This window comes from Acinetobacter sp. Ac_3412, assembly GCF_013072675.1.
Lineage (GTDB): Bacteria > Pseudomonadota > Gammaproteobacteria > Pseudomonadales > Moraxellaceae > Acinetobacter > Acinetobacter higginsii.
This window is the reverse complement of the sequence record NZ_LXUJ01000014.1, coordinates 116,468-132,980: the sequence shown is the minus strand read 5'-3', so window position 1 is coordinate 132,980 and position 16,513 is coordinate 116,468. Positions and strand designations below refer to the sequence as shown.

Annotated in this window: 10 protein-coding genes; 1 reads left to right on the top strand and 9 read right to left on the bottom strand. The window is 42.0% G+C overall.

Annotated elements, in window-relative coordinates:
• Positions 1 to 14: 14 nt before the first annotated feature.
• The 5 genes from htpG to A7P54_RS17755 all read right to left on the bottom strand — a co-directional run bounded on the left by htpG (position 15) and on the right by A7P54_RS17755 (position 5,956).
• Positions 15 to 1,934 carry a molecular chaperone HtpG gene (gene htpG, locus A7P54_RS17775; RefSeq protein WP_171550372.1) on the bottom strand — a complete coding sequence of 640 codons (1,920 nt, stop codon included), beginning with the start codon at positions 1,932 to 1,934 and terminating at the stop codon, positions 15 to 17.
• A gap of 114 nt (positions 1,935 to 2,048) precedes the next feature.
• Positions 2,049 to 2,399 (bottom strand): hypothetical protein, encoded by a 351-nt coding sequence (locus A7P54_RS17770; RefSeq protein ID WP_017402445.1) that lies wholly within the window; start codon positions 2,397 to 2,399, stop codon positions 2,049 to 2,051.
• 136 nt (positions 2,400 to 2,535) lie between these two features.
• Positions 2,536 to 3,120, bottom strand: coding sequence for an OmpW family outer membrane protein (locus A7P54_RS17765; RefSeq protein WP_004802248.1), 585 nt, complete (start codon positions 3,118 to 3,120; stop codon positions 2,536 to 2,538).
• 417 nt (positions 3,121 to 3,537) lie between these two features.
• Positions 3,538 to 4,959, bottom strand: coding sequence for a Na+/H+ antiporter NhaC family protein (locus A7P54_RS17760; protein WP_004802246.1), 1,422 nt, complete (start codon positions 4,957 to 4,959; stop codon positions 3,538 to 3,540).
• Between the two features lie 121 nt (positions 4,960 to 5,080).
• Positions 5,081 to 5,956, bottom strand: coding sequence for an alpha/beta fold hydrolase (locus A7P54_RS17755; protein WP_005314867.1), 876 nt, complete (start codon positions 5,954 to 5,956; stop codon positions 5,081 to 5,083).
• 113 nt (positions 5,957 to 6,069) lie between these two features.
• On the opposite strand from A7P54_RS17755, the gene A7P54_RS17750 reads away from it, so the two are divergent.
• Entirely contained in the window at positions 6,070 to 6,555 is a 486-nt protein-coding gene (locus A7P54_RS17750; RefSeq protein ID WP_026057579.1) for a DUF4442 domain-containing protein, read from the top strand.
• Positions 6,556 to 6,617: 62 nt separating this feature from the next.
• Here A7P54_RS17750 and A7P54_RS17745 read toward each other — a convergent pair whose 3' ends face one another.
• From A7P54_RS17745 to rpoB, 4 genes are all read right to left on the bottom strand, one after another.
• A complete protein-coding gene (locus A7P54_RS17745; RefSeq protein WP_004802240.1) occupies positions 6,618 to 6,977 on the bottom strand; it encodes a YMGG-like glycine zipper-containing protein in 360 nt (119 codons plus the stop codon).
• A gap of 388 nt (positions 6,978 to 7,365) precedes the next feature.
• On the bottom strand, positions 7,366 to 7,731 hold the full coding sequence (locus tag A7P54_RS17740) for a hypothetical protein (protein WP_005200545.1): 366 nt from the start codon (positions 7,729 to 7,731) through the stop codon (positions 7,366 to 7,368).
• Between the two features lie 164 nt (positions 7,732 to 7,895).
• Complete coding sequence (gene rpoC, locus A7P54_RS17735) at positions 7,896 to 12,089, bottom strand: DNA-directed RNA polymerase subunit beta' (RefSeq protein ID WP_004802235.1); 4,194 nt, start codon at positions 12,087 to 12,089, stop codon at positions 7,896 to 7,898.
• A 141-nt stretch (positions 12,090 to 12,230) separates the two neighbouring features.
• A complete protein-coding gene (rpoB, locus tag A7P54_RS17730) occupies positions 12,231 to 16,319 on the bottom strand; it encodes a DNA-directed RNA polymerase subunit beta (RefSeq protein WP_004802234.1) in 4,089 nt (1,362 codons plus the stop codon).
• Positions 16,320 to 16,513: the final 194 nt, after the last annotated feature.

Here is a 16,513-nt window from a genome sequence, read left to right as displayed (position 1 = left end):
TGTGATCAAAACACTTATTTCAATAACAAGCTATTAATACGTTTAACATAAGCTGCTGGATCTTCTGGTAAGCCACCTTCTGCAATCACAGCCTGATCAAAGATCACATTAGCCAAATCATCAAACTGCGCTGAGTTCTCTAATTTTTTCACCAACGGATGCTCAGGGTTGATTTCCAAAGTAGGCTTAATTTCAGGAACAGCTTGCCCTGCTTGTTTCAACATACGAATCAGCTGTGGTGAAAGCTCCCCTTCACTAGTGACTAAGCATGCAGGAGAATCCACCAAACGCGTGGTCACACGGACTTCTTTGGTTTTGTCTTTTAACGATGAACTTAAACGATCCACCACAGGCTTAAACTGTTCAGCCGCTTGCTCTAAGGCCTTTTTCTCTTCAGCATCTTGTAGATCACCGAGATCGACTGCACCTTTAGACACGTTCTGTAGTGGCGTACCATCGAACTCAAATACAAAGTTCATGGCCCACTCATCAACGCGGTCCGCCATCAGTAACACTTCAATGCCTTTCTTCTTGAATACTTCAAGTTGTGGCGAGTTTTTCGCAGCGGTTAAATTATCCGCAGTCACATAATAAATCGCTTTCTGCCCTTCTTTCATGCGTGCCTTGTAATCGGCAAAAGAAGTACTGATCTCATCATGATTTGAAGTCGCATAACGTAATAATTTGAGGATACGTTCACGATTGCCCGTGTCTTCACCTAAACCTTCTTTCAATACTGAGCCAAATTCAGTGTAGAAGGTTTTAAATTTTTCTTGGTCTTTCTCATCTTCAGATTTTGCCAAGCCATCCAGTAAGGTCAATACACGGCGCGCATTACCTTCACGAATGGTTTTTACATCACGGCTTTCTTGTAAAAGTTCACGGCTGACGTTCAGCGGTAAATCCGCACTGTCGACCACACCTTGTACGAAACGTAAGTAGTTTGGAATCAGGTTATCTGCTTCATCCAAGATAAATACGCGTTTTACATACAGCTTGATGCCTGCTTTTGCTTCGCGAGTAAACAAATCTTGTTTGGCCTGACTTGGGATATACAGCAACTGAGTATATTCAGTGCTACCTTCGACACGGTTATGTGCCCATGCCAAAGGTTCTGCAAAATCGTGGCTCAGGTTTTTATAAAACTCGATGTATTGCTCATCCGTGATTTCACTCTTGTTACGCGTCCATAACGCACTGGCTGAGTTAATCGCTTCCCATTCATCCGTCTTCACCATTTGGCCGCCTTTCGGTTCTTCACCTTCAACGACCTCTTCCTCTTGCCACACTTCTTTTTGCATTTCGATTGGCAAGCTGATGTGGTCAGAATATTTATTGATGATTTGTTTAACTTTCCACGACTCTAAATAATCCAGTGCATCATCACGTAAATGCAAGATGATATCCGTACCACGCGTTGCTTTCTCAATCGTTTGAACTTCAAATTCACCCGTACCACCACTGATCCAACGCACAGCTTCAGCTGCATCCAGCCCTGCACGACGCGATTCAACGGTAATTTTATCGGCAACAATAAAACCTGAATAGAAACCAACACCAAACTGACCAATCAACTGGGCATCTGACTTTTGGTCACCTGTCAGTTTAGACATAAAGTCTTTGGTACCTGACTTTGCGATGGTCCCTAAATTATCAATGGCTTCTTGTTGGCTTAGACCAATCCCGTTATCTGAAATGGTTAAGGTTTTATGGTCTTTATCTAAAGTGACGCGGACACGTAAGTCTGGATCATTTTCATAATATTCAGGGTGATTAATTCCTTCAAAACGTAACTTATCGCAAGCGTCTGATGCATTTGAAATCAATTCACGTAAGAAAATTTCAGGGTTGGAATACAGTGAATGGGTCACTAAATGCAACAACTGAGCAACCTCAGCTTGGAAACTATAATTCTGTGCGACTTGTTCACTCATAAATCACTCCTTATCTGTGCTTATATCTTTGGAATGATTTATGAATGGTGCATATCTTAGATTTTTCAATCCTTGATGCTTATTTTTAAGCTAAAAATCGCACAAAAGTTACAATTAGAATGGGCCTTGGCTCAAGACGCGTGTTTGTAGAAGTTGATCTAACTGTTGCTGTCTTTGTGCATAAGCACGCTTCAGACAAGGACTATTGGCAGCACAGGAATTACGTTGTTTTAGCCATTTAAATTGTTGATCTTTCTCTGCATCACGCCCACCCATCGGTAAAGCATGCAGAATAATTTGGTAGGTGGTTGCGAGTTTGACATCAGCATCATTTAAACTGCGGTCATTGCAGATCTGTTGCTCAGCTTTTAGCTTCGCAGCTTTACAAGAGAAACTGGCTGCCTGAGCTTGGGATAAAAAAAATAAGGGTGTCAGTAATAATGCTGTCGTTATCAATTTTTTCATCATGGATCATTCACTTTTATTTAAGCTTATGTCTCAGCATACAAAACTCAAGTGTTGAGGCCTGTATCGGTTTTATATTCAAATTGCAAAAATAAAAAACCTCACACAAGGTGAGGTTCTTCAATCATTCACTGACTTAGAATTTGTAGCTATAACCTAATGTATACACCACTGGATTGAGATCTAAATCAAATTTAGTCCCATCAACCAATGTCACTTCTGGGCTAATATCTGCGTAACGTACATCGACATAAACACCCCAGTTTTTAGCATCTGCAGGTTGGAAGTTAAAACCCAGCTGACCAGCAAAGCCAAATGCCTCTTTCACATCTTTCGCTACGCCCTTTTCATTCCAAGGGATGAAGGCTGTACCACCCACACCGATGTAAGGTGTAAAGCGAGTTGAGTTTTTGAAATTATATTTTGCTGTAATCGTTGGTGGTAATTGACGAACACTAGCAACTTTTTCACCATTTAATAATACGTCATGGTTAATTGGAGTTGCTAATAATAATTCCGCTGAGAACGGTGTTTCACCAAAAAAATATTCAACTGACGGTGTAAATGCAAACTCATCATCACCTTTAACCGTTGCACCTGGGGCCAACGTTGTATCCGCAGTTGGGTTAATAACACTCGCACCCACTTTAACTTGAAAGCCCCCTGCAAATGCAGTTGAAGATAACCCCAATAATGCGACAACCAATGCTTTCTTTAACATTAAAACAACCTCTTTAACAATTTATGTTCTTGTTCAACATAATAGGCACGGGTTTTTACATTATGCAATACTTATTAATTCCGACTATTTAAATACATTTTGTAATATATTGAATATTAATAAAATATAATTGTTAAAATATGTAATATTTATTAATTCAGACTATTTTAGTCCACTTAAACCACTATAAAACCTAGTATTTTGATCAGAATACCACAATTCATAATATTAAATAAAGTTTTTAGAAAAATTCTATTTAGATGAATTTAAAAATATAATTACGCAAAACTTAATATTAAAAATACATTATAAAATTAGATTAAAAAAGAGACAAAAAATGTCAAATACTGGTATTTTTTATATTTTAATTACTAAAATAATTATGCATAAAAAATGGCTCTTAACGAGCCATTTGCATTATAAAATCATTGCGGCAATCCAGCCAAAAATAAGCAACGGGATATTAAAATGTATAAAAGTCGGCACAACTGTATCCCAAATGTGATCATGTTGACCATCTACACCTAAACCAGCTGTTGGTCCTAAGGTCGAATCAGATGCAGGTGAACCCGCATCACCTAATGCCGCAGCGGTACCAATGAGTGCAATCGTTGCCAATGGTGAGAAGCCAAACTGTACGCACAAAGGCACGTAAATCACCGCCAGCACAGGCACACTTGAGAACGATGAACCAATACCAATCGTCACGAATAAGCCGATAAAGAGCATCAGGAACGCGGCTAATGCATGGTTATCACCAATAATATGCACCACGCCATTGACCAGATGTGTGATATCGCCTGTATGGGTCATCACTGAGGCAAAACCTGCCGCAGAGATCATGATAAAGCCCACCAGCGCCATCATACGCATGCCTTGTACAAATACGTCATCAGCATCTTGCCATTTAAAAATTCCAGAAGCAGATAACACAGCAAAGCCGACCAAACCACCAAGAATCATCGAACCTGAGTACAGCTGTGCAACCAGAGTTAAACCGATCGCCAGCACAGCCATAAACATGGTTTTCTTGGAGATATAAGGTACATTCTCAGCTTCTTGTTTGAGCTCTTCCGCATCAGCCTTGAGATCATATTCTGCCTGTGTGGTGACTTTGAGTGGCTTGTCTAGGTCAATGGTTTTGACTGGCGTAATTGAACGATCCACATAAATACGTGGCTTACGATAGCTAATAAATACCGCAACTAAAGTACCGATTACCATCCCTAAAACTGGAATCGCCATACCGATTGGCATCATGCCCCGTTCAACATGCAAGCCGTAAGCTGCGCCAATCTTGTTGATATTGCCCATCAGAATCTGTTCAAGGAAGATCGCACCAAAGCCAACTGGCAGGAAAATATAGGTCCCGACTAGACCTAATGTCATCACACATGCTGCCGCTCGACGATCTAGCTTTAAATGATTCATCACTTTTAATAAAGGTGGAACCAAGACTGGAATAAACGCGATATGCACAGGAATCAGGTTTTGAGAGAAGATTGCAGCAATCAACAGAATGGTTAATAACAGATATTTCACCTTTTTCTGTTGATTTTTACCTGCTTCCATCCCCAATAAACCAATCAATTTATGCGCAAGTAAATCGGGCAATCCAGACTTTGAAAGTGCCAATGCAAATGCACCTAATACCGCATAAGCCAAAGCAACTTCAGCACCATCGCCTAAGCCAGCATTAAATGCTTCTACAGTTTGAGAAAGACTTAGACCAGCGACCAAGCCTCCAATAATGGCTGAAATCACCAAAGTGAGAACAACAGAAACTCGTGCCAGTGACAAGATAAACATCACGGCAATCGCAATTACGACAGCATTCATGAACAAATTCAGGAGCAAAGAAAAGGCGATATTCTAGCAGATTCATGATCATGAAGCTGAAAATATCGCCGAATTGTGCTGCATCTCAAGTGATTTTTAGATTAATAAATCCACTAAAGCATTAAGCAGCTTGGCGTTGCACGAATTGACGGATCAGTTCAGCAATTTTTTCTGGCTGGCTCAATACTGCCCAATGGTTGGCATCCAGTTCAACATACTCAAATTTTTCTACCCATTTTGGCATCGATTCAGTAATGTACTCTGGACTGACAAATGCATCGCGTTTTAACACAATCGCCTGTACAGGACATTGTGCATAGCGTTGACGTGGTTGAGTCAATGAAGGAATAAAGTTGGCGCGATACAGGTTAATCCCATATTTGCCATCCGCCACAATATTGGCATTCAATGGTAAATTTTTCTTCTTTTCCAAACCACTCAAAATCTTGCCCCATTTCTCAGGACTAAAGAAAGTCCATACTGTAGGTGCAACTAAAGGTAAATGGAAAGCGCCGATATACCAAGATTTGGTCAGCATTTTTAATACATTGCTTGGTGCAGATTTAAATTTTTCACGCAGATACAAAGAAGCATGATCTAAGCAAGGACCTGAAATCGTCGTATAAGATAATAAACGACCTTTTAATTTTGGTTCTGTTGCAGATTCCCAAGACTGTAATGAACCCCAATCATGTGCTGCCATATGGAAATTACGATTTGGAAGAACTTGATCCACAACCTCTTGCAAGTCTAATGATAAACGCGGCAAACGGTAATCTTTAATACGCTTAGGAATCGAAGACAGACCTGCACCACGCACATCATAAGTCACCACGTAATAATCATTGACCAGTTTTTCAATGATCGGCTCCCAAACTTCCTGATTATCTGGATAGCCATGCACTAAAACCAAAGGTGTTTTTTTCTCATCACCCCATGTTTTAACACAAAGCGTTTGCTGATCAGATGTTGTTACTGTTTTGACTTGTGCTTGCATAATTCTTTCCCATTTTGTTTTCTATCGGCTGTTCATAAAACAGCCATTGCCAGCGATGCAATAAAAATGATACTTATGGAGTATGAATAGAGTTGCAAGAAAAAAAATTGACCATGAAAGACTTTTTCAAAAGAATTCGAACCATTCCCGCAATATCCAAATTTATGCTCAATCATTACTCACCTTATCGCGGTGCAGGTATTGAGATTGAAACTATTGATTTAGATGATTATTACATTCGTGTCAAAATGCCACTGACTCGGCGTAATCGAAATATTGTCGGGACGCATTTTGGCGGTAGTCTATATTCAATGGTTGACCCCTTTTATATGCTGATTCTGATTCACCATTTGGGACATAAATATATTGTTTGGGATAAAAGTGCCACCATTAATTTTCTTTCACCAGGCCGAAACACGGTCTATGCTGAGATTCAACTGAGTCGCGATGAAATCACTGAAATCAAAAAACTGGCAGAGAATCATGAGCCCGTTTTACGTCATTACACCTTAAATATTGTAGATGATGCAGGAACACGAATCGCAGAAGTCGAAAAAGTTCTTTATATCCGCCGTAAAAAACCCAAAGCCAGTGCTTAGCACCATTCATATAAAAATGCCTGCAATCATTTGCAGGCATTTTTGAATCTGATGATCAAAAATTATCTCTTTTTCTCTTGGATTGCGGCACCAGCACCACCACCGATTGCACCACCAATTGCAGCGCCTGAGTCTCCACCAAAGATTGCTTTACCAACTACTGAACCGATACCAGCACCGATCGCGCTACTGGTGGTAGAGCTACTATTCGCGCCCTTCGCATTGGCACCTACACCTGCACCCGCAGCGGCACCAACACCCGCACCTAATCCACCACCAACATGGTTACCTAGACCACCACCGACAGCACCACCAAGGGCTGCTGTACCAATACGCTGGTCAGCGGCACTCATATTTTGACAGCCTGTAAACATTACCGCCGATAACACTAAAGTTGAAACCAAACCAATTGTTTTTTTCATGACTATACTCACTTCTATACGTTCTATAGAAAAGCATAATCTTCTTTTATGGGGAATTTGATCACATTGTGTTATCGCTATGTCCCAATCGATTGATATTTTGTAAAGGTAAATGGTCGGCCCAAGCCAGCTAATGCGGCTTATGAGCTGGGAAATACATAAAAGTAGAAATAATTTGGATATGCTGAATTAAAAATTTGGTGTATTCAGAATGCTTAAAAAAAATAGTAAATAGGCTAGATAAATAATAAATATTTCAGCTTAAAGCTCTCTCAGCAATCTTAGTTTCATCACTGAGAAAGGCTCTTTTTAAAATGACAGAGATAGAAATAACCTGATTTAAACAGTTAAATCAGCACTACTGTCATCAGCAAGTTTAAGCTCAGGCTTAGTACTTGCCTTTTTTCTCACCATAAGCAGATCCTGCACTACCACCAAGTGCACCACCTACCGCAGCACCAGAGTCTCCACCCAACACTGCACCACCAATCACCGCACCTAAGCCAGCACCGATCGCACTGTTTCTGGTATTTTTACTATTTGAACCTTTAGCATTCGCAGCAACACCCGCGCCAATTGCAGCACCAAGACCAGCACCCAAATTACCACCAACGTGCTTACCTACCGCACCGCCTGCACCACCACCAATTGCAGCAGAACCAATACGTTTGCTTTCTGGGCTCGCATTCTGGCAACCCACAAATAGCGTGCTTGACATTAAAGCAACACCTGCAATCATCATCATTTTTTTCATTTGAACTATTCCTCTCCTCAGATGTGCATAGGATAGTATTGTTTAATGAACTGTTTATTTTGATTAAGTAATCAAATACTGATGCTGTAAGGTGTTTTTGTAACAACTGCTTTATTTTTCCACAAAAAAAGGCACCCGAAGGTGCCTTTTTAATGCGTTAAGACTTAGAACTGGTCTGAGTTCAGCGCTTGACTAAATGCTTGATCAACTTCACTGAAATCGTTATGAAGTTCAAATTCAGCAGCTTCCGATTCTTGACGACGACGCTCTAAGTGATACGCAAGACCTGTACCCGCTGGGATCAAACGACCCACAACAACGTTTTCTTTCAAGCCACGTAAATCATCTTCTTTACCTGTTACAGCAGCTTCAGTTAACACACGTGTTGTTTCCTGGAACGATGCAGCAGAAATGAACGAGTCTGTAGAAAGCGATGCTTTGGTAATACCCATAAGCAGACGTTCAAACTTCGCAGGGAACTTGTTCTGAGCCAAGACAGCTTGGTTCTCTTGAACAACGCGGATGTAATCCACTTGCTCACCCTTGATGAAGCTTGTATCGCCACCATCAGTGATATCAACTTTACGCAACATTTGACGTACAACAACTTCAATATGCTTATCGTTGATTTTTACACCTTGGAGACGGTAAACGTCTTGAACTTCATTCACGATGTAGTTCGTTAACGCAACTTCGCCTTTCAAACGTAAGATGTCATGTGGGTTTTGTGGACCATCAGAAATAGTCTCACCACGGTTCACATGCTCACCTTCGAACACGTTGATCGTACGCCATTTTGGAATTAACTCTTCATAAATCTCAGAGCCATCATCCGGACTGATCACTAAACGGTTCTTACCTTTGGTCTCTTTACCGAAGCTCACAATACCAGACACTTCTGCCAAGATTGCATGTTCTTTCGGCTTACGCGCTTCGAACAAGTCAGCTACGCGTGGAAGACCACCGGTAATATCACGAGTACGTGAAGATTCTTGTGGTACACGACCAAGTACATCACCTACACCAATCGTTGCGCCATCGCGAACGGTTACGATCGTGTTTTGTGGTAAGAAGTAGAACTGTTCGCCGCCATCTGTTGTATCCAACACAATTGCAGGACGTAAATCTTTACCAGAAGCAGGACGAGCTGTTACAGGTAAAATTTCAACAGTGGTCATACCTGTTGCATCATCTGTCTTAGAAGTAGCAGTTACACCATCAGCGATTTGGCTGAAACGCGCTTTACCCGCAACTTCGGTAACAAGTGGATGTGTATGTGGATCCCAAGTCGCCACGATACCACCAGCTTCTACAGCTTCACCATCTTTCAACAAGATGCTTGCACCGTAAGGAAGTTTATAGCGCTCACGCTCACGACCTAAATCATCCGCAATACCAATTTCACCTGAACGTGAAACTGACACCAAGTGACCTTTAGCATGTTGTACAGTTTTCACGTTGTGGAAACGTACAGTACCTTTGTTACGTACTTGAACACTGTTTGCAGCAGAAGTTCGGCTTGCAGCACCACCAACGTGGAAGGTACGCATCGTTAACTGTGTACCAGGTTCACCAATTGACTGTGCAGCCATTACACCAACAGATTCACCTGGGTTTACCAAGTGGCCACGTGCTAGATCACGACCATAACATTTCGCACATACGCCGAATGCAGATTCACATGCAATTACTGAACGTACTTTAACTTCATCGACACCCGACTCTTCAAGCTGAGCAGCAATTTTCTCGTCAATTAACGTACCACGTGGAAGTACCACTTCATCATCAGATGCACGACGTACGTCTTCAGCAGTTACACGACCCAATACGCGATCGCGTAATGGTTCGATCACGTCACCACCTTGGATGAATGGTGTCATGACTAGGCCACCAGCTGTACCACAATCAGATTCAGTAATAACTAAATCTTGTGCTACATCTACTAGACGACGAGTCAAGTAACCAGAGTTCGCAGTTTTCAATGCGGTATCGGCCAAACCTTTACGCGCACCGTGTGTTGAGATGAAGTACTGAAGTACGGTCAAACCTTCACGGAAGTTTGCTTTAATTGGTGTCTCAATGATCGAGCCATCCGGCTTCGCCATCAAACCACGCATACCAGCAAGCTGACGGATCTGCGCCGCACTACCACGAGCACCCGAGTCAGACATCATATAAATTGAGTTGAATGACTTCTGTTTCTCGTCTTCACCTTGCTTGTTTTTCACAAGTGTATAAGACAAGTTGTCCATCATCGCTTTTGCAACTTGGTCATTGGTACGTGCCCAAATATCGACCACTTTGTTATAGCGCTCACCCGCAGTTACGAAGCCTTGTTCAAACTGTTGTTCGATTTCACGAACTTCAGTTTCAGCTTTGTCAATAATAGTGTGCTTATTAGGTGGAATAAGCATGTCTTCCATACCTACAGATACACCTGAACGCGTCGCTTGACGGAAGCCCAAATACATCAATTGGTCAGCGAAGATTACAGTATCTTTCAAACCAAGTTTACGGTAGCAAGAGTTGATTAACTTCGAGATGTTTTTCTTGGTCATCTCAAGGTTGATTGATTCGAAGCTTAAACCTTGTGGAACAACTTCCCATAACAAGCAACGACCAGGTGTTGTATCAACAATGATGGTTTGCTTTTCGCGCTGACCATTTTCATCGATTACAGTTTGGTGTACACGTACTTTAACGCGTGCATGGATCGCAACTTTACCCGTCGCTAAGGCACGGTTAACTTCGTGTGTATCCGCAAACACCATGCCTTCACCTTTGGCATTTACCGCATCACGTGTGATGTAGTAAAGACCCAAGACAACGTCCTGAGAAGGAACGATGATTGGCTCACCGTTTGCAGGTGACAAGATGTTGTTGGTTGACATCATCAACGCACGCGCTTCTAACTGTGCTTCAAGTGTCAATGGAACGTGTACCGCCATTTGGTCACCATCGAAGTCGGCGTTAAACGCAGCACAGACGAGTGGGTGAAGACGGATCGCTTTACCTTCGATCAGAATAGGTTCAAATGCTTGAAGACCTAAACGGTGAAGTGTTGGCGCACGGTTCAACATCACTGGATGTTGACGAATCACAGAAGCAAGAACGTCCCAAACTTCTGGTGTCTCACGCTCAACCATTTTCTTCGCAGCTTTAATGGTTGTTGCTTGGCCAGAGGCTTGTAGTTTCGCGAAAATAAATGGCTTGAATAGTTCAAGTGCCATCTTCTTCGGAAGACCACATTGATGAAGACGTAAAGTAGGACCAACGGTAATGACCGAACGACCAGAATAGTCAACACGCTTACCAAGTAAGTTTTGACGGAAACGACCTTGTTTACCTTTGATCATGTCTGCCAAAGATTTCAATGGACGTTTGTTCGAACCTGTAATTGCACGACCACGACGACCGTTATCAAGCAATGCATCTACAGACTCTTGTAACATACGTTTTTCGTTACGTACGATAATGTCTGGTGCAGCAAGATCAAGAAGACGCTTCAAACGGTTGTTACGGTTAATCACACGACGATATAAATCGTTCAAGTCAGAAGTCGCGAAACGACCACCTTCAAGTGGTACAAGCGGACGTAAGTCTGGTGGAAGTACTGGAAGTACATTCATCACCATCCATTCTGGCTTGTTGTTCGAATCGTTAAAAGCTTCCATCAATTTCAAACGCTTAGACGATTTCTTAAGTTTCGTCTCAGAAGTTGTTTGAGGAATTTCTTCACGTAAACGTGTAATCTCTGCTTCAAGATCGATATCTTTCAATAGATCTTGAATTGCCTCTGCACCCATTTTCGCAGCGAATTCATCACCGTGTTCTTCAAGTGCATTGTAGTATTCTTCGTCTGTTAAAAGTTGGTACTTTTCAAACGGAGTCATACCAGGATCGGTAACAACATAAGATTCGAAATACAATACACGCTCGATATCACGTAATGTCATATCAAGTAATAAACCAATACGGCTCGGTAATGATTTCAAGAACCAGATGTGTGCAACTGGAGACGCAAGCTCGATGTGACCCATACGTTCACGACGAACTTTCGCAGTTGTTACTTCAACGCCACATTTTTCACAAATGACGCCTTTGTATTTCATACGCTTGTATTTACCACACAAGCATTCGTAATCTTTTACTGGACCAAAAATTTTGGCACAGAACAAACCGTCACGTTCAGGTTTAAAAGTACGGTAGTTAATGGTTTCAGGCTTTTTAACTTCACCGTGAGACCATGACTTAATCATCTCTGGCGACGCAAGACCAATACGGATACGGTCAAATTCAACAGGTGCATGACCTTCTGAATCCGTTTTCTTACGCATGATATCGAGCAAGTCTTTCAATTTTTTTCTCCGTGTGTCGGGAAGCTAAGCTCACCCGACTGGGTCACAAATATTGTTTTTACTGAAATTTGAAATCTCCCCTAACCCCTCTTTAAGAAAGAGGGGAACTTCCCCCTTTAATAAAGGGGGATCGAGGGGGATTTAGTCACCATTTTTCAGTTCAATGTTGATACCTAAAGAACGGATCTCTTTGGTCAATACGTTGAACGATTCAGGCATACCCGGATCCATATAATGGTTACCATCTACAATATTCTTATAGATGCGTGTACGACCTTCGACGTCATCCGACTTCACAGTGAGCATTTCTTGAAGTGTATATGCTGCACCGTATGCTTCAAGTGCCCATACTTCCATCTCACCGAAACGCTGACCACCGAATTGTGCTTTACCACCAAGCGGCTGTTGTGTAACAAGTGAGTAAGAACCTGTTGAACGCGCATGCATCTTGTCATCAACCAAGTGGTTCAATTTGAGCATGTACATGTAACCTACAGTTACAGGACGATCAAACTGCTCACCTGTACGTCCGTCAAACAATACCGTTTGACCTGTACGTGAGATGTCTGCTAATTCAAGTAAGTCTTTGATCTGGCTTTCTTCAGCACCATCAAATACAGGTGTTGCTAATGGAACACCAGCACGTAAGTTACCTGAAAGCGCCAAGATTTCGGCATCAGTTAAGCTATCAAGCTCTTCTTGCTCACCACCGACCTTGTTATAAATCTTGTCTAAGAAGTCACGTAGTTCTAACACTGTACGTTGTTCTTTCAACATTTTTTCAAGTTTATCGCCAAGACCTTTGGCCGCCATACCTAAGTGAGTCTCAAGAATCTGACCCACGTTCATACGTGACGGTACACCCAATGGGTTCAATACGATATCGACTGGTACACCATTCGCATCGTGTGGCATGTCTTCAACAGGCAAGATGTTTGATACAACACCTTTGTTACCGTGACGACCCGCCATCTTATCACCAGGCTGGATACGACGTTTAACCGCAAGGTAAACCTTAACAACTTTCAATACGCCAGTGGTTAATTCATCACCTGTAGAAAGTTTACGCTTCTTCTCTGCAAACTTCTCATCAATTTCATAGCTCTTCTCTTTCAAGAACACTTGAATTTGAGTTAGACGCTCTGCAATTGCTTCATCAGTCGGTTGGATTTCAAGTAAATCAACAAGCTCTAAACCAGACAATACGTCTTCAGCAAGTTTATCACCGCGTTTAGTTGAACCGCCACCGTTAGACTCTTGACCTTTCAACAAACGAACAATACGTTCACGTGCTGCTTCTTCGAAGATTTTGTATTCTTCTTTCAAGTCTTTACGGTATGCATCAAGCTGAGCTTTCTCAATTGCTTGAGCACGTTCATCTTTTTCCAAACCATCACGTGTGAAGACTTGAACGTCAATCACAGTACCTTTAGTGCCAGATGGAACGCGTAAAGAAGAGTCTTTTACGTCAGCAGCTTTTTCACCAAAGATTGCGCGAAGTAGTTTTTCTTCAGGTGTTAACTGAGTTTCACCTTTAGGCGTTACCTTACCAACAAGGATGTCACCCGCAGTCACTTCAGCACCGATATAAACAATACCTGACTCATCCAACTTAGACAGTGCAGCTTCACCTACGTTAGGAATATCGGCAGTAATTTCTTCTGCACCTAACTTAGTATCACGCGCTACACATGACAATTCTTGAATGTGAATCGAGGTTAAACGGTCTTCTTGAAGTACACGCTCAGAAAGTAAGATCGAGTCTTCGTAGTTATAACCGTTCCATGTCATGAACGCGACGCGCATGTTTTGACCAAGCGCAAGTTCACCCATATCAGTCGATGGACCATCAGCCAAGATATCGCCACGAGCAACTTTGTCGCCCAAGTTGACGATAACGTTTTGGTTGATACATGTATTTTGGTTTGAACGTGTATATTTGATCAGGTTGTAGATATCTACACCTGCTTCACCCGCGATCATTTCATCTTCGTTTACACGAATCACGATACGAGATGCATCTACATATTCAATCGCACCACCACGGTCAGCAATCACACACACGCCAGAGTCACGTGCTACGTTTGCTTCCATACCAGTACCAACAAGCGGCTTGTCAGCACGTAAGGTAGGAACAGCCTGACGTTGCATGTTCGAACCCATCAATGCACGGTTCGCATCATCGTGTTCAAGGAATGGAATCAATGATGCTGCAACAGAAACAACCTGCTGTGCAGAAACGTCCATATGTGTTACGCGCTCAGGCGACATACGTACGAATTCACCTTGATGACGTACAGAAACCATTTCTTCAGTCAGGTGGCCATCTTTATCAACAGCAGAATCGGCCTGTGCAATGACAGTCCCTACTTCTTCAATTGCAGATAAATATTCAACATCATCAGTTACACGGCCATCAACAACTTTACGGTAAGGTGTTTCCAAGAAACCGAAATCGTTTGCTTTTGCATAAACAGAAAGCGAGTTGATCAAACCAATGTTTGGACCTTCAGGCGTTTCAATTGGACAAACACGACCATAGTGAGTTTGATGTACGTCACGCACTTCAAAGCCCGCACGTTCACGTGTCAAACCACCAGGGCCAAGCGCAGATACACGACGTTTGTGTGTAATCTCAGACAATGGGTTGTTTTGATCCATGAACTGAGACAACTGGCTTGAACCAAAGAATTCTTTGATTGCAGCAGCAACTGGTTTTGCGTTGATCAAATCTTGTGGAGACAAGTTATCTGTTTCTGCTTGGCTTAAACGCTCTTTAACAGCACGTTCAACACGGACTAAACCAACACGGAATTGGTTTTCTGTCATTTCACCAACAGAACGTACACGACGGTTACCCAAGTGATCGATATCATCGACTTCACCTTTACCGTTACGGATTTCAACCAATGTACGCAGTACATCGATAATATCTTCGTGCGATAAAATACCTTCAACTTCACGCGACTTCTGATCAGTACCGACTTCGTAAGGACGACCCAAACGACGGTTGAACTTCATACGACCCACTGGAGAAAGGTCATAACGCTCAGAAGAGAAGAACAAGTTGTTGAATAAGTTTTCAGCAGCTTCTTTTGTTGGTGGCTCGCCTGGACGCATTACTTTATAGATTTCAACAAGCGCTTCTTCACGGCCTGTTGTCGTATCTGCACGTAATGTATCTGCAACGAAAGAACCACGGTCGATGTCATTGGTGAATAGGATGTTAAATTGTTTAACACCACCTTCAGCCAATTTCACCAAGATTTCATGGCTAAGCACGGTATTCGCAGCAATCACATCGCCATTTTTCAATGGAATGTCTTCAGCTGTAATACGCTCATATAAATATTCATCAGGTACAGAAAGCTTCGCTAAGTTAGCAGCTTCCATTTGACGTACGTGACGTGCATTAATACGTTTACCTTGTTCAACGATCGCTTTACCATCATTGTCCAAGATATCAAATTGCGCCATTTCACCACGTAAGCGATCTGGAACAAGGTCAATCTGATAGCTACCCATATCAAGATATACAGGCACTTTTTCGTAGAACAAATTCAAGATCTGTTCATTGCTGTAATTTAAGGCACGTAAAACCACCGTTGCCAATAATTTACGACGACGGTCAATACGTACAAAGACTAAATCTTTAGCATCAAATTCAAAGTCTAACCATGAACCACGGTAAGGAATAATACGTGCTGAATACAACACTTTACCGCTTGAGTGGGTTTTACCCTTGTCATGGTCAAAGAATACGCCTGGTGAACGGTGTAATTGAGATACGATTACACGCTCTGTACCGTTGATAACGAAAGTACCGTTATCGGTCATGAGTGGCATTTCACCCATGTAAACTTCTTGTTCACGAACGTCTTTAATTGATTTCGTTTCACGATCTTTAATGATCAAACGAATTTTCACGCGCATTGGTGCTGCATAAGTTGAACCACGTAAAATACATTCACGTACGTCAAACTCAGGCTTACCAAGACTATACTCAACAAATTCTAAAGCAGCATTGCCAGAATAACTTTCAATAGGAAAAACTGAACGAAATGCGGCTTGGAGACCGATATCTTCGCGATTTTTTGGAGTTTTACCGCCTTGTAAGAATGTACGGTACGAATCGACCTGAATCGAAAGTAAGTACGGTGCTTCCATTACGTGGGGCAATTTACCAAAATTCTTACGGATCCGTTTCTTTTCGGTATATGAGTATGCCATCTGGAGTCCTCGGAAAGTAAACTAAACCCGCCTGCAGAACGGGTCTAGAAGGAATTACGCAGGCCGATATGGCCACCACTGTTTACAAATGCTGCAATTTTTAGTGGTATTAAAACGCTTAACAATATTTTTATAAGCAAAAAAATATTGGTAAGCGTTTGATTTCATGTATTTTGTTCAAATAATACGCACGC